This window comes from Aquibium carbonis (genome assembly GCF_003970795.1).
Taxonomy (GTDB): domain Bacteria; phylum Pseudomonadota; class Alphaproteobacteria; order Rhizobiales; family Rhizobiaceae; genus Aquibium; species Aquibium carbonis.
This window is the reverse complement of record NZ_RWKW01000026.1, coordinates 18,264-38,690: the sequence shown is the minus strand read 5'-3', so window position 1 is coordinate 38,690 and position 20,427 is coordinate 18,264. Positions and strand designations below refer to the sequence as shown.

Sequence of the window (20,427 nt, the reverse complement as noted above, 5' to 3'; positions counted from 1 at the left end):
TCACTGCGGATCGTGCCAGGTGCGCCCGTCGCGCTCGATCAGGGCGATGGAGCCGGAGGGACCCCACGTGCCTGCGGTGTAGCCGTGCGGCTCCTGGCCCGAATCTTCCCACGACGCATGGATCGGATCAATCCAGCGCCAGGCGGCCTCCACCTCGTCGCGGCGCATGAACAGCGTCTGGTTGCCGCGCACCACGTCCATCACCAACCGCTCATAGGCGTCCGGGTTCCTGACGCCGAAGGACTGGGCGAAGCTCATGTCGAGCGGCACGTGGCGCAGGCGCATGCCGCCGGGGCCGGGATCCTTGATCATGATCCACTGCCGCACGCCCTCGTCGGGCTGGAGGCGGATGACGAGCTGGTTGGCGTAGACCATGCCGGCCTGCTCCCCGAAAATCGAGTGGGGGATATGTTTGAACTCGATCACGATCTCGGAGGCGCGGGTGGCGAGCCGCTTGCCGGTGCGCAGGTAGAAGGGCACGCCGGCCCAGCGCCAGTTGGCGATCTCGGCCTTGATGGCGACGAAGGTTTCGGTGCCGCTCGGGCCGCCCAGCTCGTCGGCGTAGCCGCGTACGGCCCCGCCGGAAGACGCGCCGGCGCGATACTGGCCGCGGACGGTGATCTTGGAGGCTTCGCCGCCATTGATATGGCGCAGCGATCGCAGCACCTTCAGCTTCTCGTCGCGCACCGCATCCGCGTCCATCGAGGCGGGCGCTTCCATGGCGACGAGACAGAGGAGCTGCAGGATGTGGTTCTGCACCATGTCGCGCAGCGCGCCGGCCTTGTCGTAGTAGCTGACGCGGTCCTCCAGCCCGACGGTCTCGGCGACCGAGATCTGGACGTGGTCGATGTGGGCGGAATTCCACAAGGGCTCGTAAAGCGCATTGGCGAAGCGCAGCGCCATCAGGTTCTGCACCGTTTCCTTGCCGAGATAGTGGTCGATACGGAAGATCTGGTGCTCGTCGAAGACCTGGCCGATCTGGTCGTTCAGCGCCTGGGCCGAGGCGAGGTCGCGACCGATCGGCTTTTCGACGACGATGCGCGCCTGCGGGGAGGCGAGGCCGTGCTCCTTCAGTTTGAGGCAGATGTCGCCGAACAGCGACGGCGCCACGGCCATGTAGAAGACCCGGATGCGGTCGCTGTCGCCGACGATCTTCTTCAGCGCCTCGAAGCCCTGGCCCGACAGCGCGTCGACCGCCACGTAGGAAAGGCGGGCGAGAAAGCGATCGAGTTCCTCGGCGACGATATATTTCTCCGGCACGTGGTCGACGATCGCCTTCCGGGCGAACTCGCGATACTCCTTGTTGGTCAGCTTCGAACGCGACGCGCCCACCACCCGGGTCGGCTCGGAGAACTGCCCGGCGATCTGCCGCTGGTACAATGCCGGCAGGAGCTTGCGCTCGGCCAGGTCGCCCGTGGCGCCGAAGGCAATGAAGTCGAAAGGCTCGACTGGGATGATCTGGCTCGTCATGATTTCGCGCTTTCCGAAGCAGTTTCATCGGGGGCTATAATCTAATCGATTTAGAAAGGCCAGAGCGGTCCATTCCGGAAGGCCAGCGGGATGCCTTTCCGGGAACATGCTTGACAGGCGCGGGAGGCGAGGCTTTCACCATGTCTCGACGTCCGGCCCCTGTTGCAATGCAACATAAGACGGGGCCTTTGGGAAGCGCAAACGGAGTCGGCAGGATGGGCACGCATATCTCGCGCACGGTGGCGGAAGGCCTCGCCTTCATGAACTTCATCGGTGGCCGCCAGGTCGAGTCCGTTTCCGGCAAGCGAATCGACGTTGCCTCCCCGTCGGATGGCAAGGTCTTCGCGTCGATCCCGGAAAGCGGGGCGCAGGATGTCGATCGCGCCGTGCGCGCGGCCGCCCGCGCCTTCGAGGACGGACCGTGGAGCCGCATGCCGGCGGTCGAGCGCGGCCGCTGCCTCACCCGGCTCGGCCTGCTTGTGGAAAAGCACGGGGACGAACTCGCCGCGCTCGAATCGCGCGACACCGGCAAGCCGATCCGCCAGGGCAAGGCCGACGTCACGGCCACCATGCGCTACTACGAGTTCTACGGCGGGGCCGGCGACAAGATTCATGGCGACACGATCCCCTTCCTGCCGGGCTACACAGCGCTGACGCTGCGCGAACCGCACGGCGTCGTCGCCGGCATCATCCCATGGAACTATCCGCTGCAGATCCTGGCGCGCGTGGCCGGGGCAGCGCTCGCCATGGGCAACACGCTGGTGGTGAAGCCGGCCGAAGACGCTTCCCTCAGCGCCATCCGCATCGCCGAGCTCGCGCATGAGGCGGGCGTTCCCGAAGGCGTGTTCAACGTGATCACCGGCTACGGCCGCGACGCGGGTGCGGCGTTGTCGGCGCATCCCATGGTCGACTACGTGACCTTCACCGGGTCGACGCTCACGGGCACCGCGATCCAGCAGGCGGCCGCCGTCAACAACCGCGGCGTCACCATGGAGCTCGGCGGCAAGTCGCCGCAGATCGTCTTCGCCGACGCCGACCTCGACGCGGCGATGCCTGTTCTCGTCAACGCCATCATCCAGAACGGCGGCCAGACCTGTTCGGCCGGCAGCCGCATTCTCGTCCAGCGCGAGGTCTACGAGGCCGTGGCGACGGGTCTCGCCGAGCGTTTTTCGAAGCTGGTGGCCGGCCCGCACGATGCGGATCTCGATCTTGGTCCGCTGATCAATCGCAAGCAGCAGGAGCGGGTGGCCGGCATGGTCGCCGCCGCCGAGGAAGCCGGCATCGCGCTCTTGGCGCGCGGTTCCGTGGCCGGCGATGCGCCTGCGGGCGGCTATTATTTCGCGCCGGCGCTGTTCGGCTCGGTCGATCCCGAAAAGGCGATCGCGCAGGAGGAAGTTTTCGGCCCCGTGCTCGCCGTCACGCCGTTCGAGGACGAGGCGGATGCGATCCGCATCGCCAACGGCACCGAATTCGGTCTGGTGGCAGGCGTATGGACCCGCGACGGCGGCCGGCAGCATCGGGTCGCCAAGCGCGTCCGCGCCGGCCAGGTCTTCGTCAACGGCTATGGCGCGGGCGGCGGCATCGAACTGCCTTTCGGCGGCTTCAAGAAGTCCGGTCATGGCCGGGAGAAGGGCTTCGAGGCCCTCTACGACATGAGCGCCACTAAGACGATCGTCTTCAACCACGGGTAAGGCCGTTTGGCTCGCCGTTCTGGAAGCCGCGCGGGCTGACCGGTGACGATGATTCAGATCAAGGAGAATGCAAGGAATGGCTCGTCTTGAAAACAAGGTTGCCGTGATCACCGGCGCGGCGTCGGGCTTCGGCGAAGGCATGGCCAAGCGTTTTGCCGAGGAAGGCGCCAGGGTCGTGGTCGCCGACCTCAACGCCAAGGGCGCCGAGCGTGTGGCGGGCGAGATCGGCGAGGCGGCGATCCCGGTCACGGCTGACGTCACCAACGCGTCGGACATCGAAAACATGGTCGCGGCCTGCATGGACAGGTTCGGTCGGCTCGACGTCATGGTCAACAATGCCGGCTACTCGCATCGCAACGGGCCGCTGACGGAAGTGGACGAAACGATCTTCGACCTGATCACCGCCGTCAACATGAAGGCGATCTACCATACGGCGCGCCTGGTGGTCCCGATCATGGAGAAGCAGGGCGGTGGCTCGATCATCACCACGGCCTCCACCGCCGGGCTTCGCCCGCGTCCCGGGCTGACCTGGTACAACGCCTCGAAGGGCTGGACGATCACCGCCACCAAATCGATGGCGGTCGAACTCGCGCCGAAGAACATCCGGGTCAATTGCCTGTGCCCGGTGGCGGGCGATACCCCGATGCTGGCAACCTTCATGGGCGAGGACACGCCGGAAAAGCGCGCGCAGTTTCGCGCCTCGATTCCACTCGGACGGCTCTCCACCCCACTCGACATCGCCAATGCCGCGCTATGGCTCGCTTCCGAGGAAGCCGCCTTCATCACGGGCGTCGCCCTTGAAGTGGATGGTGGTCGCTGCATCTGAGCTTCGAGAGCGTCCGGCAGGAACGAGTCGTCGATCCCGACGTTGAGGCGCGGCGAATTCGGGGGCAGGGGACATCATGACCGGCGAGCAGATCTTCATCTTCGGGCTGCTCGGCACTTTGCTGGTGCTCCTTGTCTGGGGAAAGGTCCGCTATGATCTCGTCGCTTTCGGCGGCTTGATCGCGGCGGTGCTGGGCGGTGCCGTCGATCCTTCCCAGGCCTTCATGGGCTTCGGCAACGACGCGGTCGTCATCGTCGCGCTCGTGCTCGTCGTCTCGCGGGCGCTGGTCAACGCCGGCGCCATCGAACTGGTCGCCAGCGTCGCGCTGTCGGCCGGGCGTTCGGTCAGCGCCCACATCACCGTCATGTCTGTGATCGGCGCTGCCCTGTCCGCCGTCATCAACAACGTCGCCGCCCTGGTGATGCTGATGAACCTGGACATCGAGGCGGCGCGCAAGGAAAAGCGCGCCATCGGCCTGACGCTGATGCCGCTCTCCTTCGCCACGATCCTCGGCGGCATGATCACCATGATCGGTACGCCGCCCAACATCGTCGTCGCCCAGATCCGCGAGCGCGCGACCGGCGAGCCGTTCCGCATGTTCGACTTCACGCCGGTCGGCCTCGTCTGCGCGATCGCGGGCATCCTCTTCGTCGCCACCATCGGATGGCGCCTGCTCGCCCGCCCGACGACGATGGAGGTCAAGGAAGTCAATTCCGGCCGTTTCGTCGCCGAAGCCAAGGTCCCGGAGGGCTCGAAGTCGATCGCCAGGACGGTGGCGGAACTCTACACGATCGGCGACGAACACGACGTCACGGTGCTCGGTCTCGTGCGAGACGGGCGCCGCCTGCCCGGCTTCGCGATGTCGGAGAAGGTCGGCGAGGGCGACCTCCTTGTGCTGGAAGGCTCGACGAAGGCGATCGAGGGTTTCGTCGGCGCCGCCGGACTCGACCCCTATGCGGAGGAGACGCATGGCGGCGTGACCGGGCAGTCGCTGACGCTCGTCGAGGCGATCGTTCCGGAAGGCTCGCGCCTCGACGGTCGCACCGCCGACAGTCTCAGGCTGCAGTACAGGCGCGGCGTCACGCTGTTTGGTCTGTCGCGCCAGGGCAAGCGCTTTCGCGCCCGCGTGCGCCAGCTCAAGGTGCTTCCCGGCGACGTGGTGCTGCTGCTCGGTCCGCATGCGCGTGTCGCGCAGGTGATCGAATGGCTGGGCGTCCTGCCGCTGGAAAACCGCCGCCACGACGTGATCAAGCGGGAAAAGGCGCTGGCGGCCATCGGCTTCTTCGCCGCGGCGATCGCGGCCACGGTCGCCGGCTTCACCACCTTGCCGATCGCGCTCGCCGTCGCGGTCTGCGCTTTCGCGCTCCTGGGAATCCTGTCGCCGCGCGAAGTCTATGAATCGGTCGAATGGCCGGTGATCGTGCTGCTGGCTTCGCTGATCCCCATCGGCATCGCCCTCGAGGAGAGCGGCGGCACGAAGCTCATCGCCGACCTGATCGTCGCCCAGTCCTCGGCCTTGCCCGCCTGGGCGATCCTCACGATCATCATCGCCGTCACCATGACGATGTCGGACTTCCTCAACAACGTCGCCACGGCGCTGGTGGCGGCACCCATCTCCATCGAGGTCGCCAATGCCTTGAACGTCTCGGCCGACCCGTTCCTGATGGGTGTCGCTGTGGCGGCGTCCTGCGCCTTCCTCACCCCGATCGGGCACCAGAACAACACCATCATCATGGGGCCGGGCGGCTATCGGTTCTCCGACTACTGGCGCATGGGCCTGCCGCTCGAAATTCTCATCGTCGCCGTCTCGGTGCCGACGATCCTGTTCTTCTGGCCATTGTAGGCGCGAGGGCTCGCGCCTCCGGAAGGGCTATGCCGCCACCGGCACCGCGCGCCGATAGATGTGCCACGTGGCGTGGCCGAGGACCGGCAGCACGATCAGCAGGCCGAGGAAGAACGGTGCGCAGGCGACCAGCATCGCGATGGTGACGAACACGCCCCAGCCCAGCATCGGCCCGGGGCTGGCGATCACCGCCTTGACGCTGGTGATCATCGCGGTGACGAAGTCGATCTGCCGTTCCATCAGCAGCGGGATCGACACCACCGTGATCGAGAACAGGATCAGTGACAGTGCGGCGCCGACCACATGCCCGACCGCGAGGAAGATCCAGCCCTGCTGCGTGGTGAAAACGATGGTGGCGAACTTTTCCAGCGTCGAGAAGGACATGCGTCCCAGAAAAAGCGCGATCAGGAGCCTTATCTGGTACATCCACATCCAGAAGACGAAGAGCATCACGAAGGCCATCCATGAGATCTCGCGCCGCCGCTGCGCCCAGATCACCGAGAGGACCTGCGCCCGGTCGAGCGGGCGGCCGATCTCGAGCCGTCGGCTGACCTCGTAGAGCCCGGCCGCCGCAAAGGGGCCGATCAGGGGAAACCCGATGGCGAAGGGGTAGATCATCCAGGGCATGTCCCACGCCGTCAGCCCGAGAACGATGGCGATGCCCGCCGCCGCGAAGACGCCGCCGAAGAACAGTCCGTAGAGCGGCGCGCGGGCGAAATCGGACAGGCCGAGCATCAGGCATTCGCGCAGGTCGGCCACGGTCAGCGCGTTGACCCGTGGCATCGACGGCGCCATCGTCTGGCCCACTGGCGGCGCCTCACGCGGTGTGTTCGTCATGGCAATCTCCCCCTCACAGCGCCGGGCGGACCGGGCGCAAGAGGCAGCATGTGACGAAAGCTGGGCGGCCTGCCTTGACGCGGATCAAGGGAGAAAGGGCAGATTGGGTCACTCGTTCGAGAAGTAGCGCATTTTTCCCTTTTCGTCCTTCTCGCCCCGCACTCGGCCGGCCCTCATGAGGCGACCGAGAATCGACCAGGATAGATAGTTCCGGTGATTGCCGAGATGATCGGAGTGTAGACCGAGCGTCGTCGTTACGTCGATGTTGGTCAATCCGTTGGGGGCCGCAGCCAACAACGCGACCACGGTGTCCTCCAAGTCGCGCAACGAATTGGCAGCTCTCGCTCTCAAATGTTCCATCGGATTTTTCCTCGCGCGGCAAATAGCCAAGTTCCGAAGAAGCAGCGCTTAACGTAGAGGCATGCCTCAGCTCCTTCCTCGCCTAGAACCGGTCCCGCAGCGCGTACCAGTTCAGCGCCAGGAACAGCAGCGGCGCACGGAAGCGGCGGCCGCCGGGAAAGGGCGGGATCTTCAGGTCTTCGAACAGCTTCAGCCGATCGCGGTTGCCGGCCACGGTCTCGGCGTAGAGCTTGCCGACGAAGTTGGACAGCATGACGCCGTGGCCGGAATAGCCGCCGGCCGAGATGACGTTCGGCATCACCTCGCGCACGAAGGGTTTTCTGGGCAGGGTGATGCCGACGTAGCCGCCCCAGGCGTGGGTGATTTCGACGTCCTTCAAGGCCGGATAGATTTCGGCGATCTGGCGGCGGATGCCCTTGTGGATGTCCTTCGGATCGTCGACGGCGTAGATCTCGCGGCCGCCAAACAGCAGTTCGCCGGAGGGCGCGCGCCGGAAATAGCGCACGACGAAGCGCGAGTCGGACACGGACTCGCCGCCGGGCAGGATCGCACTGTCGTCGCCCAGCGGCACGGTCGCGCCGATGAAGGAGCCGATGGGCATGATGTGGGCCGCGCTCAGCGGCTCGAGATCGGCGCCGTGGGCATTGGTCGCGAGCAGGCATTTGTCGGCGGTGATCGTCCCGCGCGCGGTCGAGACGACGACCTTGCCGCCCTGCGCCGCGATGCCGGTGGAGGGTGTGTCCTCGAAAAGCCGTGCGCCTGCGGCTGCCGCAACGCGGGCGGTGCCGACCGCGAGCTTGAGCGGGTGGATGTGGCCGGTTCCGGCGTCGTAGACGCCGCCGACATAGTGATCCGAACCCAGGCGGGCGCGGGCCTCCGCCGCATCCATCATGGTCAGGTACGGGTAGCCGAACCGTTCGGCCATCGCGTCCGCGTGGGCGCGATATTCGGGGATTTCGCGCGGCTTGTGGGTGACGTTCAGGTGCCCGGGCCGGAAGTCGATGTCGATGGCGTTGACTTCGGCGAATTCCAGCAGGTGTGCCTTCGCCTCCTCGGCGAGATCGAAGAGCGCTTTGGCGCGGGTGAAGCCGAGCTCGACCTCCATCTCCTCCGCGCCGGCGCGCTGGCCGGTGCCCAACTGGCCGCCATTGCGGCCGGACGCGCCGTCGCCGAAGCGGTGCGCCTCGATGAGCACGACGTCGACGCCCGACTTGGCCAGATGGGCCGCAGCCGACAGGCCGGTGAAGCCGCCGCCGATGACGATCACGTCGGCGCGCCGGTCTCCATCGAGCGCCGGGTAGCGCGGGCGTTCGCCGACGGTGTCCTCGTACCAGGAATAGCCGGGGGAGATCGGGGAGGCGTAGGGCATTGGCATACTCGGCAGCAGGGCAAACGGGAGTAGGGGAATAGGGGAATAGGGGAATAGGGGAATAGGGGACTAAGGGAGTGGAAGCTTATGCCTCGCCTAGCTTTCGAAGCAGCAGACGAAGGAGCTTTCCGACACTTTCGGCGCTGGCGAGCAGTGATGATACCGAGTTTGTGGGCGCGATTCCTGTCCGATCCGCGATCAGCAGGAGGGTTTCGAGCTCCTTCAGGGAGCCCTGGGCGATCCGAAGGAACTGCAGGTAAGAACCGCGGAGCTCCCGCCCATATCCTTCTGCGATGTTGGCAGGCACGGATGTTGCCGCCCTCCGGGCCTGGTTCGTCAATCCGTAGAGCTCGTCCTTTGGCCATGTCTTCGTGGTGGCGTAAACCGAAGTCGCGAGATCCATTGCCTGCTGCCACACGACAAGGTCTTGATATGAACTTCCGCCAGCCGGCATCTTCCCCTACTCCCCTACTCCCCTACTCCCCTACTCCCCTAAATCACACGTTCAACAACAGGAACTCGCGTTCCCACGGGCTGATCACTTCCATGAAGGTCTCGAACTCCGCCTTCTTGATGGCGGCATAGGTCGAGACGAAGCCGCCGCCCAGCGTGTCGCGCAGCGTCGTGTCGCCCTCGAAGCGCTCGACGGCCTCGAGCAGGCCGCGCGGCAGATCGATCCGGTCCTCGTTGGCCGTGGTGCCGACGGGCGCGTCGGGCTTCTCCTCGTTGATCAGCCCGATCAGCCCGCAGGCCAGCGAGCCTGCCAGAGCGAGATACGGATTGGCGTCCGAAGAGGGGATGCGATTCTCGACCCGGCGCGCGGCGGGGTCCGAACGCGGAATGCGGAACGCCGTCGTCCGGTTGTCGTAGCCCCACTTGGTGTTGACGGGGGCCGACGCCGCCTGTGTCAGCCGGCGATAGGAGTTCACGTAGGGCGCCATCATCACCAGCGCGTTCGGCATGTGCTTCTGCATGCCGCCGATGAAATGCAGGAAGGCTTCCGACTCCGATCCATCCTCGGTCGAGAAAATGTTGCGTCCGGTCTTCTTGTCGATGATGGACTGATGGATGTGCATGGCCGATCCCGGCTGCCCCTGGATCGGCTTGGCCATGAAGGTGGCATAGGTGTCGTGCTTGAGGGCCGCCTCGCGGATCGTGCGCTTGAACAGGAACACCTGGTCGGCGAGTTCGACCGGATCGCCGTGGCGCAGGTTGATCTCGAGCTGGCCGGCGCCTTCCTCATGGATGAGCGTGTCGATCTCCAGGCCCTGGGCTTCAGAGAAATGATAGATGTCGTCGATCAGTTCGTCGAACTCGTTGACGCCGGCGATCGAATAGCCCTGGCCGCCGCCGATCGGCCGGCCCGAGCGGCCGACGGGTGGCGTGAGCGGATAGTCGGGGTCGGGGTTCTTGCGGACGAGATAGAACTCGATCTCGGGGGCGACCACCGGCTTCAGGCCGCGCCGCGCGTAGGCGGCAACGACCCGGCGCAGCAGGTTGCGCGGCGTGAACTCGACGGATCGGCCATCCTGATGCACCAGGTCGCAGATCACCTGGGCCGTCGGATCGCTTTCCCAGGGAACCACCGAGAGCGTCGACAGGTCGGGAACGAGCTTCAGGTCGCCGTCATCTTCCGGATAGGAGAAGCCATTGCCGTCCTCGGGATAACTGCCCGTGATCGTGGTCATGAATACGGCGGAGGGCAGGGCGAGCGACGTGTTCGACGTGAACTTCTTCGACGGCATCATCTTGCCGCGCGCAACGCCGGCCTGATCGGGCGTGATGCACTCGATGTCCTCGATCTGGCGCCATTCGAGCCAGGTGGAGGCTTCCTTCCAGTTCTTCACTCCGCGGAAGTTCTTGACGAATTGTGGAGTGCGAGCGCGGGCCCCACGGCCTGCGTTTCGTAAATCCTTCTTTTCAGGAGGCATCAATCACCGGTTCTTGAAGAGCAATACGGGACTATAGCCATTGCCCCCCGGTCATGGGAAGAGGTCAGGCCACCGGCCGGGCGAAATCGCCGTTGCGGGCCCTCAGGCTTTCGATCGCGGGCTGGAGCCGGTCGACGGTCAGCGGCTTAGCGACCACCATGTCGACCACGTCGGCGATGGCCGCGTGCTCGGCCCCGTGGTTGGCCATCGACAGCAGAATGACCGCTGGAAAATGCCCCGCAGACCCGTTTCGCTTCTGGCGCAGTTCGTCGAGCAGGCTGTCGCAATCCCGGTTCTCCGCGCCCCCGTCGAGGATGACGATCGAGGGATCCAGGGAGAGCAGGGTGGCGGCGGCGACGTCGGGACGCTCGGATTTCACCTTCAGGCCCATGCGCTCGACCACACGCGAGACGACGACGCAATTGATGGTCGAAGCGCCCACAACCAGGACAAGTGAGCGATTGATCCCATTGGTCACCGACATTTCCTTGCGAACTCCATGGCGAGCGGGTTGGCACATTCTGTTTGTATTCGAGATTGCTTCATCGATCGGCTCTGACAGTTTGTCGCTAGCTCTCGGTGCGACAGGTCGAATGCCGCCTCGAATTCTTCACTATATTCAAATATTTAGATAGTGCTCTCCAGTTCCTGTCAATCGAGCGGGCCGAATTCCGTCCGAATGCTCGGGGTGGCAACCTGTCGCGATTCGTATTTGCAACGGCAAGTTGATTTCTATACTTGGCGATTAAATGTCAATGACAAGAAAAAGCAAGGCCAATTCCGCAATAGAGCCATGCGCGAATAGGACCAAGGGCTGATCCGGCTGTCGACGGCGTGGGGTGTGGCTGCGTCCCGCCCAGCAGACCTGCCGTCGCTCGTCCTGAGCCGCGGGAAAGGCATGCAGCGAGCCGCGCGGGCTGGACCCGCGCGGGCCCAGGTGCCGCCGCCTTAGATGCCATCCTCGGCCACTGGCGCGATGATGGAGGCATGGGGCACCCATGGCGGATCCGCAGGCACCTTGCCGGGTCTCGCCGACCCCGGGAAGACCACAGTCATGCATCGCGCAGAAAAAGGGGCCGGACGCTGCGGCGCCCGGCCCCTTGGTCGGATTGGCTGGAGGCTGCGGCGTCAGCCGTGGCCCTGGGTGACGATGACCGGGATCAGCAGATCGCCCCAATTGCCGTTGCCGCCATGATGCCGGGCGGAGCGGACGAGTTCCACCGAGACGCCCGATTCGACCGCCTTCATCACTGACTGGTTGAGGCGGTGCAGGTCGTTGGCGACCATGCGGATCGTCGCCTGCTGGTCCGAGTTCATCGCCGAAGCCTGTTCTTCGGCCCGTTCCTTGACGCGCGTGTTGGGAGCCATTGGGTCCTCCTGTCCTTCTGTTGCCCTGCGGGCGTTTCCTCGATTGCCGATCCGCGCGGACTATTCGGCCGCGGGGCGGAACTGGTCGTGCTCGGTCGATTCCTTCATGGCGGTGGTCGACGACTGGCCCCCGGAAATGGCCATCGACACGGCGTCGAAATAACCGGTGCCGACCTCGCGCTGGTGCTTGGTGGCGGTGTAGCCGTTCACCTCGGCGGCGAACTCCGCTTCCTGAAGCTCGGAATAGGCCGCCATCTGGCGATCCTTGTAGCCGCGGGCGAGTTCGAACATGCCGTAGTTCAACTGGTGGAAGCCGGCCAGCGTGATGAACTGGAACTTGTAGCCCATCGCACCGAGTTCGCGCTGGAACTTGGCGATCGTCGCGTCATCGAGGTGCTTCTTCCAGTTGAATGAGGGAGAGCAGTTGTAGGCGAGCAGCTTGCCGGGATGATGCTTGTGAACGCCTTCGGCGAAGCGCCTGGCCTGGTCGAGATCCGGCTTCGAGGTTTCGCACCAGATCAGGTCGCAGAAGGGCGCATAGGCCACGGCGCGGGCGATGCAGGGCTCGAGGCCGTTCTTGACGTTGTAGAAGCCTTCCACCGTGCGGCCGGCATCGTAGTCGACGAAGGGCTGGTCGCGCTCGTCGATGTCGGAGGTCAGCAGCTTGGCCGCTTCGGCGTCGGTGCGGGCGATGACCAGGGTCGGCGTGCCCATCACGTCGGCGGCGAGACGCGCTGCGGTCAGGTTGCGGATGTGGGCTGCGGTCGGGATCAGCACCTTGCCGCCCAGATGGCCGCACTTCTTCTCGGAGGCAAGCTGGTCCTCGTAGTGGACGCCGGCCGCGCCAGCCTCGATGAAGGCCTTCATGATCTCGAAGGCGTTGAGCGGACCGCCGAAACCGGCTTCCGCGTCGGCCACGATGGGCGCAAACCAGGTGTCGACCGAAAGGCCCTTGCCCTCGGAGGTCTCGATCTGGTCGGCGCGCTGCAAGGTCTTGTTGATGCGCTTGGCCAGTTCCGGCGCCGCATTCGCCGGATACAGCGACTGGTCGGGATACATCGCCGAGGCGGTGTTGGCGTCGGCGGCAACCTGCCAGCCGGACAGGTAGATGGCCTTCAGCCCGGCGCGGACCATCTGCATGGCCTGGTTGCCGGACAGGGCGCCGAGCGCGTTGATGAAGTCCTCCTCGTGGATCAGCTTCCAGAGCCGGTTGGCGCCCATCTCGGCCAGCGAGTGCCTGATCTGCACGGAGCCGCGCAGCCGCTTCACGTCCTCGGGCGAGTAGGGGCGCTCGATGCCATCGAACCGGCCTTCCGGCGCAGACGGGACGAGGTTGTAAAAATCGGTCATTTCACTCTCCGAGGTCGGGTTTGTAAAAGCGCGGTGTTTGACGAGCCGCCGTTGATGCGACCAGATTTACATTGCGCTGCGATAGAGAACGAGGAAATACCGCATTTCGTTCAGAAAATTCGGGTGAAGCTGTCTTGCGATTGACAGGTTGCGGATGTAAAAATGTCAATCTTGTAAATGCGGGGCATGCGATTGATGGCCGAACAGAAGATCTTCGCAGGCCCGCGGATCCGCCGTATCCGCAACGCCAAGGGCCTGACCCAGACGGCGATGGCCGAAGGCCTCGGCATCTCGCCGTCCTACCTCAATCTGATCGAGCGCAACCAGCGGCCGCTGACGGTCCAGCTGATCCTGAAGCTGTCCGCGGTCTACAAGGTCGAGCCGGAGGAGTTGCAGGGCGAAGCGGGGGGGTCGATCGCGGCGTTGAAGGAAGCGTTCGCCGATCCGCTGCTGGCCGGCGAACTGCCCGGCGACCAGGAGCTCATCGAACTGGCCGAGTCCGCTCCCAATGCGGCCGCCGCGATGGTCAAGCTGTTTCGAGCCTACCGCGAGCAGGCGGCACGTCTCTCCGACCTGACCGACATGCTGGCGCGGGAGGGTCGCGCAACCGCGCTGTCGTCGGCGCGGCTGCCGATCGACGAGGTGCACGAAGTGTTCGAGCGGCGGGCGAACCATTTCGCCGGCATCGAGGAGGAGGTGGAGGCCTTCCACGCCCTGCTCGATCCCGGCGAGGACCTTGCCGGCGCACTGAAGGCTTGGCTGAAGCGGGAATTCGGCATCGTCGTGCGCGTGCTGCCGGTCGCCACCATGCCCAACTGGCGCCGCCGCTACGACCGGCATTCGCAACGCCTCTTCCTGTCCGAGCGCCTGTCGCCGTTCGATCAGTTGCGCGAGATCGCCATGGAGGCCTGCCTGATCCGCATGACCGTGGCGGTTGCGGGCGAAATCCAGGCCCTGAAACTATCCTCCGACGAGGCGCGCCGGCTCGCGCGTTTCGAGCTCGGCCGCTACGCCGCGCACGCCTTGATGATGCCCTATGCCGCGTTCCAGACGGCGGCGGTGCGCGCGCGCTACGACATCGACGTCCTCAAGGCCCGTTTCGGCGTGTCGTTCGAGCACGCGGCGAACCGGCTGACGACCTTGCAGCGGCAAGGTGCGATGGGCGTACCCTTCTTCATGCTGGAGGTCGACAATGCCGGCAATCGCTTCCGGCGAGCCGGCGCGCAAGGCTTTCCGCAGAGCCGGTTCGGCGGCGGCTGCCCGAAACTGCCGGTGCATGCCGCCTTCATGCAGCCGGGGCAGATTCTGGTGGAGGCGGTCGAGATGCCCGACGGCGCGGAATTCCTCACCGTCGCGCGCACGCTGGAGGGCCCGCAAGGGTCGTTTTCGGAGCGTCCGCGACGCACGGCGCTGCTGATCGGCTGCGACATCGGCTTTCGCGACGAGATCGTCTATTCGGCGGCGCTGCCCGGCGCCGCACCGGGCGCGGCCAAGGGCAGCGTGCCGGCCACGCCGGTGGGCCCCGCCTGCCGGCTGTGCGAGCGTTCCGGCTGCCTTGCTCGCGCCGAACCGCCGGTCACACGGCCGCTCGGCCTCGACGAGATGGTGACGGGCCTGAGCGCCTTCGATTTCAGGTGAAGCAGGGTCGGCCTGGGTTTCGTTACCTCGCCGTCGGGTCCGACATGGCGCCGCCCGGCGCTTCGACCTCGTAGGTCCAGACGCGAAAACCCTTCAGGACATGGGGGCCGAAGGAGTTGATCAGCGGTATGTCGGCGGCGTCGCGCCCGCGCGCCACCAGGATCCTGCCGATGCGTGGAATGTTGTTGCGCGGGTCGAAGGTGTGCCATTCGCCCTCGAGGTACACCTCGATCCAGGCGCTGAAATCCATCGGATCGACGACCGGAACGCCGATGTCGCCCAGGTGGCCGTTGACGTAGCGGGCCGGTATGTTGAGGCAGCGGCACAGCGCGACCGCCAGATGGGCGAAATCCCGGCAGACGCCGACCCGCTCGTGAAACGCCTCGTAGGCGGTCCTCGTCGAGCGGGCCTGCTGGTAGTCGAACCGAATGTGGCCGTGAACGAAGTCGCAGATGGCCTGTACCCGGTTCCAGCCCGGCGGCACGTTTCCGAACAGGTCCCAGGCGGTCTGACTCAGCCGATCGGTCTCGCAGTAGCGGCTGCCCATCAGGAAGACGAGGCAGTCGTCGGGAAGATCGGGCACGGCGTGTTCGCGGGCCAATGGATGGACCCGATCCGGCTTCCCGTCATCTTCGAGCGTCGCGTCGCCCCAGATCGTCAGGTCGCCGACGGGTGCGACCAGCCGGAGGCAGCGGTTGCCGAAAAGATCGCGATAGGTCGACGTCGGCACCTCCGGCATCGTGAACGACGCCTCGGGCACGCGGATGTCGACGGCGCGATCCTCATGAACAGACAGCAGGCAGACCAGCGCCGTCGGTTGCTGACACGTCACGGTGATCTCGTAGCCATAGCGGATGAACAAGCGAAACGGTCCTATCGAAGATCGGCGGACGTCAGCGTGTAGCTGGCGCGACGGTTGCTGGCGTAGATGGAACGAGCGACATCCTGGATGGAAGGGCGTTGCGCGTCAAAGGCTGCGAGGCACATGTCCTCGATGTCAACGTCTGCGGCCGGCAAAACGTTCCGGGGCGAAAGCGCATCCGCCTCGACGAAGAAATGCACCTCGAACATGCCGTCATAGCCGCTGAAGCGCACGACGCGGCGGCTGTCGTCGAAGCTTCGGCTTCGGTTGGGAAACTGGAGCGTCACGAGAACATCCCTCCCGACAACCGCCTCGGGCAACCTGGCGCGATGCAGACGGACTGCAATCCCGTCCGGCTCCGGACACCATGCTGTTCGAACGAAGCGCCGGCGTCAGCCATGCCCGAAAGTTCGTTCCATCAGGGAAGCCTCGCCATGGACCGAGGGAATGCCTTCGAGATCGTCCTGCGAGGTTACCCGCTCATGACGCTCTTCGTCGTTGCGGATACGGTACTGCAGGGAGTTGCCGCGCGGCGGAAGGGTCCGTGTGACGTGGTAGACTTCCGTCGGCCCGGCCTTCAGGCCGAAGCCGCTCTTGAAGCGGACAGCCTGCCCGACGACGAAAAGATGCGTGGGCGCCTCGCGCCGGGACGTCGGTTCGGCGCGAAGGCCGACCTTGAGGGGGAGAACGGTCATGTCATGTCCTTTTGGAGCGCGGCGTCGAGGTCCGCTTGTGTGATCGGCAGCATTTGCCGCGTCATGGACGGCGATCCGATCGCCGGAATGTGCAGGAAGGTACCCGTGCGACGCCAGGCGGTCCTGGACAGGTCGTCGATCGATTCCTCGTCCTGGTCGACGCGGTACTCACCGGCCGGCAGCGGTTCGTCCAGCCCGGGCAGGAGCGCGGCGGACGAGAATCGAACGGTGGATTGGGTGGTGCGCGTGGTCATGGGCCTGGTCCCGCGGCGATGCGCATGCATCGGTCGCGCCGCCTCGATCTCTCGAGCCAAAGCCCTCGACGAAGTCGAGAAGGACAAGGGCCGCGAACTGGATCGATGGACGGATGGTTGCCGGGCCCGCTCAGCGGAATACGGTCACGGTTGTGAAAATGGTCGCGATCGGCAGGCCCCGCTGTCGATGGGCACCAGATCGCGATCAGACCAATATGCGCCTCAAACGCGTTTCAAACAAGGCGCGATGCAAGTTTAATTGCCGGAGGTGGACCACATAACGGGATCTCCGTACACACGTATGGTGCCGTCGGTTCAACAATTTGCAGGCACTATATCTTAGTATAATTCATCGAACAGATGATAAAATGCAATGAACTAATTTGAATTTCTATTAAAGAAATCAATGCCGTGATTGTTTTAACAGTAAAATAAGATAACTCATGATTATATCGTGTCGGCTCATCTCTATTGATAGTTCGGCTTTTCTGTCTAGAATATCAAATGGGTCTGAATTTCTGTCTATCGTACTAACGAGAGATTTCCCCCTCACGCTTATTCGCGTAGAACTGGCTTCAATGAAATTGGAATATGCTCTTATCGTACCAATGCGTCTCAGTATCTCGTTTTCGGACAATCTACTTTCCGATTCTAATGCTGCGGTACGGAGGCTGTCTTTGATATCGTTATTGTATCTTTGATAAGTATTAAATATATTATAATTGCTATAAACTGTGACATATAATGTTTTCAATTCCGCTTTCGATGTATTTGATAATGTGTCTATTGGAAGTATTGCGTCAGGAATGGCGTCAAGGCTTTCTTTGGCGAAATGCAAGTGTGCATTTACTATCTGCCCTGCAAAATTTCTAACTCTATCACTTGCTCCATTAACGCTATCAATATTCCAGCCTTCGACTTCGGCACGTATTGCGTTTAAATTAGATTGTGCGATCTCAATCTCCTTGAATATGCCGCCGTACTTATGTTTCAGCATACTATTGACACTTGCCCACGTCAGGCCAAGAGACAATAAAGAAATAAAGCCAAAAGCCGCTACTGATTTATACAATCGAGGTCGGCGTCGAGGGATGAGAAAGTTGGGAAAATGCTGTTCAAGTGCTCTGCAAAGCTGTTGCGCCGATACCACTTTTCGAACCCCTCTTGATTGGTAAGCATCTGGCAAAAATCTTTCTCAAGCGAGCGCCAGATTTCTGTAGGCAACTGATTCTTTCCCCGCAAGTAGCCTGCATGAGCTATGTAATCACCGTATAAATCAAAAGCATTGTCGAGCGCAATGGGGTCTGACTGGTTCCGCGCAATCTGCTCTGAGATTGATCGTGCATCTCGTGACAGCGATATAGTGTTTGCTGCTTCTAAGGCTGAGTTTGTTCGATGGAGCTGATGTAAGGCAGCAAAAATCCCAACTAATCCTAAAACTATAGAGGCAATTTCCGATTTTTTTCCCATTGGATTTTCTCGCCATCTGAGCAGTGCGAAGATAAATCAGTAGGCTGAGCGGCGCAGACTGCCTGGAAGTGCCTCTCCACGCAAGATTGTAGTGAGGCATTTTGGAGGGCAAGGGATTAGTTTAGCGCTGCCACATTGCATTGTAACGTAGAAGTTTTTTCGCGGGCACGCGCCCGCCGGCGGCCGACTGACCTCACTTCATCTCCAGCACCACGTTGCCGACCACGTCGCCGCGCTCCACCGCTTCATGCGCGGCGACGATGTCGTCGAGCGGGTACCGGGCGCCGATCGTGTGCCTGAGCTTGCCGGCTTCCAGCATGGCGGTCAGTTCGGCGATGGCGGTCTTGCGTTCGTCGGCTCGCAACTCATAGACGAGGTAGAACTGGAGCGTCAGGCTGCCCCACAACATCGCCGTGAAGGAGACGGGGATATCGGCGGGCACGTTCGAGCCGTAGCAGACCAGTTTGCCGTATTGGGCCAGAACGCCCTGCGGCAGGAGCGGGGCGGTGGTCGAGAGGTCCATGTCGAGGATGGCGTCGACACCGCGTCCGCCGGTCAGCGCCTTCACGCGCTCGGCGACGTTTTCCGACTTGTAGTCGATGATCTCGGCGGCGCCGGCCGCCCGGGCATGGTCGGCCCGCCGGGCCGACGCGGTGCCGATGACGCGGGCGCCGCGCGAAACGGCGATCTGGGTGGCGTAGTGGCCGACGGCCGCCGCCGCGCCGGTGATCAGGATGGTCTTGCCCGGCCCGGCTTCGGCGAGCGTCACGCCATGGACCGCGGTCAGGGCAGGAATGCCGAAGCAGGCGCCCGCGGCGAAGTCCGTGCCGTCGGGCAGGCGCACGGCCTGGTCCGACGCGATCGCGACCGCTTCCGCGGCCGTGCCCATGGCGCGTTTCCACTGGCCGTTCCAGATCCACACGCGCTCGCCGACCCGGTTCGCCGGAACGCCCGCGCCGACCGCCTCGATCACGCCGGCGCCATCGGAATGCGGCATGATGCGCGGAAACACCGGGGGCCGGCCGCGCCGCGACTTCACGTCCGAAGGGTTCACGCCGGAGGTGGCAAGCCTGACGCGCACCTCGCCCGGACCGGGCTCGGGCAGCGGCATGTCTCCCAGCGTCAGCACGTCGCGCGCCTCGCCGTTGCGTTCGTACCAGGCTGCCCTCATCGTCATCCTCCTCATTCTGCCGTGTCCGGGGGCGGCCGCAATCATGCCTGCCCCGTCGGCGCGGTGTATCCCACAATCGCCCGGATGACGACAGCCCTGGCGGCGTGATCGCGTCGGCGAGGCGATGCCTGGCTGCGTGACACAACGACAAGATCGGGCTGGATCAGGCCGGCCCGGCGAATTGCCGCTAGCGGATGCAAAGGCGTATCGGGGCCGGTGGCCGCGCCGGGAGCGAATGCATGTCCAGCAACCAGCCGCCGTCCTCGCTGTTGCCCGCCGCACCGGCGGCCGAGGAGCGTATCGGCTTCCTGCTCGTCTTCCTCGCCGCGCTCGCCTGGAGCCTGGGCGGCGCGATCGGCCGCTTCCTCGGCGAGAACGACGCCTGGACGATCGTCTTCTGGCGGTCCTTCTGGGCGGCCGCCTTCCTCGTCGGCTTCATGCTCTGGCGCGATGGGCCACGCGGCATGCTGGGGCTGTTCCGGGTGATGGGGCTGCCGGGACTGGTCGTCGCCCTGTGTTTCGCCACGGCGTCGACGGCCTTCGTCGTCGCGCTCTCCTACACGACGGTGGCCAACATTCTCCTGATGCAGGCCGGCGCGCCCTTGATCGCGGCGCTGCTCGCCTTCCTGTTCTTCCGCGAGCGCATCTCGCGCGCCACCTGGGCGGCAATCGTCGCAGTGATCGCGGGCGTGGCGGTGATGGTGTCGGAATCCTTCGACGGCAACGTCTCGCCGATCGGGGGCGGCCTGGCACTGCTCATCGCCATCGTGTTCGCGCTCGCCACCGTGCTGACGCGCCGCTATGCCGATGTGCGCATGACCCCCGCAGTCTGCCTCGGCACGTTCATGGCGGCGGGTTTCGCCTTCACGCAGGCGAGCACGCTTTTCGTCTCCGTCGGCGACATGGGGTTCCTGTTCGTCTTCGGCGCGGTCAATCTCGGACTGGGTCTGGCGCTCTTCACCACCGGTGCGCGGCTCATTCCGGCGGCCTATGCCGCGTTGCTCTCCACCTTCGAGACGCTGCTCGGACCGGTCTGGGTCTGGCTGATCCATGGCGAGGTTCCCTCGCTGCGGACGCTCATCGGCGGATCGATCGTCTTCTCGGCGCTCCTCATTCACATCGGGCTGGAATTCCGCCGCCAGATGCGGCCGCAAAAGCCCGGCACAACGGGAATGCCCCTTCCGAACTGAGCCCGGCAGCCCGACTAGAAGCCGAGTGTCCAGCCTGTGGCGGAGCGCGGTTCCCGCGGTTCAACCCGTCATCCGCGGCGCCCGATCTTCCTTCGCCGCATG

At 64.2% G+C, this 20,427-nt stretch carries 21 protein-coding genes; 5 read left to right on the top strand and 16 right to left on the bottom strand.

The window, feature by feature from the left end; genetic code table 11:
* Positions 1-1,470 (bottom strand): glucose-6-phosphate dehydrogenase, encoded by a 1,470-nt coding sequence (zwf, locus tag EJC49_RS07290; protein WP_126698805.1) that lies wholly within the window; start codon positions 1,468-1,470, stop codon positions 1-3.
* Positions 1,471-1,685: 215 nt separating this feature from the next.
* On the opposite strand from zwf, the gene EJC49_RS07285 reads away from it, so the two are divergent.
* The 3 genes from EJC49_RS07285 (at position 1,686) to EJC49_RS07275 (ending at position 5,830) form a co-directional block, all read left to right on the top strand.
* The gene (locus EJC49_RS07285) at positions 1,686-3,161 is read left to right on the top strand and encodes an aldehyde dehydrogenase family protein (protein ID WP_126698804.1); all 1,476 of its coding nucleotides are present in this window, start codon (positions 1,686-1,688) and stop codon (positions 3,159-3,161) included.
* A gap of 76 nt (positions 3,162-3,237) precedes the next feature.
* Positions 3,238-3,987, top strand: coding sequence for an SDR family oxidoreductase (locus EJC49_RS07280; RefSeq protein ID WP_126698803.1), 750 nt, complete (start codon positions 3,238-3,240; stop codon positions 3,985-3,987).
* 76 nt (positions 3,988-4,063) lie between these two features.
* Positions 4,064-5,830, top strand: a complete 1,767-nt coding sequence (locus EJC49_RS07275; protein ID WP_126698802.1) for an SLC13 family permease — start codon at positions 4,064-4,066, stop codon at positions 5,828-5,830.
* 27 nt (positions 5,831-5,857) lie between these two features.
* Here EJC49_RS07275 and EJC49_RS07270 read toward each other — a convergent pair whose 3' ends face one another.
* From EJC49_RS07270 to aceA, 8 genes are all read right to left on the bottom strand, one after another.
* Entirely contained in the window at positions 5,858-6,667 is an 810-nt protein-coding gene (locus EJC49_RS07270) for a DUF2189 domain-containing protein (protein WP_425358800.1), read from the bottom strand.
* 108 nt (positions 6,668-6,775) lie between these two features.
* Positions 6,776-7,027 (bottom strand): hypothetical protein, encoded by a 252-nt coding sequence (locus tag EJC49_RS07265; RefSeq protein ID WP_126698801.1) that lies wholly within the window; start codon positions 7,025-7,027, stop codon positions 6,776-6,778.
* Between the two features lie 82 nt (positions 7,028-7,109).
* Positions 7,110-8,396 (bottom strand): NAD(P)/FAD-dependent oxidoreductase, encoded by a 1,287-nt coding sequence (locus EJC49_RS07260; protein ID WP_126698800.1) that lies wholly within the window; start codon positions 8,394-8,396, stop codon positions 7,110-7,112.
* Between the two features lie 85 nt (positions 8,397-8,481).
* Positions 8,482-8,850, bottom strand: a complete 369-nt coding sequence (locus tag EJC49_RS07255) for a four helix bundle protein (protein ID WP_126698799.1) — start codon at positions 8,848-8,850, stop codon at positions 8,482-8,484.
* Positions 8,851-8,893: 43 nt separating this feature from the next.
* Positions 8,894-10,327, bottom strand: coding sequence for a glutamine synthetase family protein (locus EJC49_RS07250; protein ID WP_126698873.1), 1,434 nt, complete (start codon positions 10,325-10,327; stop codon positions 8,894-8,896).
* Positions 10,328-10,391: 64 nt separating this feature from the next.
* Positions 10,392-10,805: a response regulator gene (locus tag EJC49_RS07245; RefSeq protein WP_245453306.1), complete on the bottom strand. Its 414-nt coding sequence runs from the start codon at positions 10,803-10,805 to the stop codon at positions 10,392-10,394.
* Positions 10,806-11,455: 650 nt separating this feature from the next.
* Positions 11,456-11,695 carry an SMc00767 family acetate metabolism repressor gene (locus EJC49_RS07240; RefSeq protein ID WP_126698797.1) on the bottom strand — a complete coding sequence of 80 codons (240 nt, stop codon included), beginning with the start codon at positions 11,693-11,695 and terminating at the stop codon, positions 11,456-11,458.
* A 60-nt stretch (positions 11,696-11,755) separates the two neighbouring features.
* Positions 11,756-13,045: an isocitrate lyase gene (gene aceA, locus EJC49_RS07235; protein ID WP_126698796.1), complete on the bottom strand. Its 1,290-nt coding sequence runs from the start codon at positions 13,043-13,045 to the stop codon at positions 11,756-11,758.
* Between the two features lie 195 nt (positions 13,046-13,240).
* Between aceA and EJC49_RS07230 the strand changes: the two genes are divergently transcribed.
* On the top strand, positions 13,241-14,683 hold the full coding sequence (locus EJC49_RS07230) for a helix-turn-helix domain-containing protein (RefSeq protein WP_126698795.1): 1,443 nt from the start codon (positions 13,241-13,243) through the stop codon (positions 14,681-14,683).
* Positions 14,684-14,705: 22 nt separating this feature from the next.
* Here the strand turns inward: EJC49_RS07230 and EJC49_RS07225 are convergent, their stop codons facing one another.
* From EJC49_RS07225 to EJC49_RS07195, 7 genes are all read right to left on the bottom strand, one after another.
* Positions 14,706-15,545, bottom strand: coding sequence for a transglutaminase-like domain-containing protein (locus EJC49_RS07225; protein WP_126698794.1), 840 nt, complete (start codon positions 15,543-15,545; stop codon positions 14,706-14,708).
* 11 nt (positions 15,546-15,556) lie between these two features.
* On the bottom strand, positions 15,557-15,832 hold the full coding sequence (locus tag EJC49_RS07220; RefSeq protein WP_126698793.1) for a DUF1488 family protein: 276 nt from the start codon (positions 15,830-15,832) through the stop codon (positions 15,557-15,559).
* Between the two features lie 105 nt (positions 15,833-15,937).
* Entirely contained in the window at positions 15,938-16,240 is a 303-nt protein-coding gene (locus EJC49_RS07215; protein WP_126698792.1) for a hypothetical protein, read from the bottom strand.
* Positions 16,237-16,494, bottom strand: coding sequence for a hypothetical protein (locus tag EJC49_RS07210; RefSeq protein WP_126698791.1), 258 nt, complete (start codon positions 16,492-16,494; stop codon positions 16,237-16,239). Before EJC49_RS07210 ends, EJC49_RS07215 begins: the two co-directional genes overlap by 4 nt.
* A gap of 403 nt (positions 16,495-16,897) precedes the next feature.
* Positions 16,898-17,566: a hypothetical protein gene (locus EJC49_RS07205; protein WP_126698790.1), complete on the bottom strand. Its 669-nt coding sequence runs from the start codon at positions 17,564-17,566 to the stop codon at positions 16,898-16,900.
* On the bottom strand, positions 17,551-17,964 hold the full coding sequence (locus EJC49_RS07200) for a hypothetical protein (RefSeq protein WP_126698789.1): 414 nt from the start codon (positions 17,962-17,964) through the stop codon (positions 17,551-17,553). Before EJC49_RS07200 ends, EJC49_RS07205 begins: the two co-directional genes overlap by 16 nt.
* Positions 17,965-18,157: 193 nt before the next feature.
* Positions 18,158-19,135 carry an NADPH:quinone reductase gene (locus EJC49_RS07195; RefSeq protein ID WP_126698788.1) on the bottom strand — a complete coding sequence of 326 codons (978 nt, stop codon included), beginning with the start codon at positions 19,133-19,135 and terminating at the stop codon, positions 18,158-18,160.
* 239 nt (positions 19,136-19,374) lie between these two features.
* Between EJC49_RS07195 and EJC49_RS07190 the strand changes: the two genes are divergently transcribed.
* Entirely contained in the window at positions 19,375-20,325 is a 951-nt protein-coding gene (locus EJC49_RS07190) for a DMT family transporter (protein ID WP_126698787.1), read from the top strand.
* Positions 20,326-20,427: the final 102 nt, after the last annotated feature.

Excerpts from the sequence above, each read along its gene's own strand:
- EJC49_RS07280 (WP_126698803.1), top strand. The coding sequence starts at position 3,238 with ATGGCTCGTCTTGAAAACAAGGTTGCCGTGATCACCGGCGCGGCGTCG.
- aceA (WP_126698796.1), bottom strand. The coding sequence starts at position 13,045 with ATGACCGATTTTTACAACCTCGTCCCGTCTGCGCCGGAAGGCCGGTTC.
- EJC49_RS07215 (WP_126698792.1), bottom strand. The coding sequence starts at position 16,240 with ATGACCGTTCTCCCCCTCAAGGTCGGCCTTCGCGCCGAACCGACGTCC.
- EJC49_RS07190 (WP_126698787.1), top strand. The coding sequence starts at position 19,375 with ATGTCCAGCAACCAGCCGCCGTCCTCGCTGTTGCCCGCCGCACCGGCG.
- EJC49_RS07260 (WP_126698800.1), bottom strand. The coding sequence starts at position 8,396 with ATGCCCTACGCCTCCCCGATCTCCCCCGGCTATTCCTGGTACGAGGAC.
- EJC49_RS07255 (WP_126698799.1), bottom strand. The coding sequence starts at position 8,850 with ATGCCGGCTGGCGGAAGTTCATATCAAGACCTTGTCGTGTGGCAGCAG.
- EJC49_RS07265 (WP_126698801.1), bottom strand. The coding sequence starts at position 7,027 with ATGGAACATTTGAGAGCGAGAGCTGCCAATTCGTTGCGCGACTTGGAG.
- EJC49_RS07250 (WP_126698873.1), bottom strand. The coding sequence starts at position 10,327 with ATGCCTCCTGAAAAGAAGGATTTACGAAACGCAGGCCGTGGGGCCCGC.
- EJC49_RS07230 (WP_126698795.1), top strand. The coding sequence starts at position 13,241 with ATGGCCGAACAGAAGATCTTCGCAGGCCCGCGGATCCGCCGTATCCGC.
- EJC49_RS07200 (WP_126698789.1), bottom strand. The coding sequence starts at position 17,964 with ATGGGAAAAAAATCGGAAATTGCCTCTATAGTTTTAGGATTAGTTGGG.
- EJC49_RS07195 (WP_126698788.1), bottom strand. The coding sequence starts at position 19,135 with ATGAGGGCAGCCTGGTACGAACGCAACGGCGAGGCGCGCGACGTGCTG.
- EJC49_RS07285 (WP_126698804.1), top strand. The coding sequence starts at position 1,686 with ATGGGCACGCATATCTCGCGCACGGTGGCGGAAGGCCTCGCCTTCATG.
- EJC49_RS07275 (WP_126698802.1), top strand. The coding sequence starts at position 4,064 with ATGACCGGCGAGCAGATCTTCATCTTCGGGCTGCTCGGCACTTTGCTG.
- EJC49_RS07270 (WP_425358800.1), bottom strand. The coding sequence starts at position 6,667 with ATGACGAACACACCGCGTGAGGCGCCGCCAGTGGGCCAGACGATGGCG.
- EJC49_RS07210 (WP_126698791.1), bottom strand. The coding sequence starts at position 16,494 with ATGACCACGCGCACCACCCAATCCACCGTTCGATTCTCGTCCGCCGCG.
- EJC49_RS07240 (WP_126698797.1), bottom strand. The coding sequence starts at position 11,695 with ATGGCTCCCAACACGCGCGTCAAGGAACGGGCCGAAGAACAGGCTTCG.
- zwf (WP_126698805.1), bottom strand. The coding sequence starts at position 1,470 with ATGACGAGCCAGATCATCCCAGTCGAGCCTTTCGACTTCATTGCCTTC.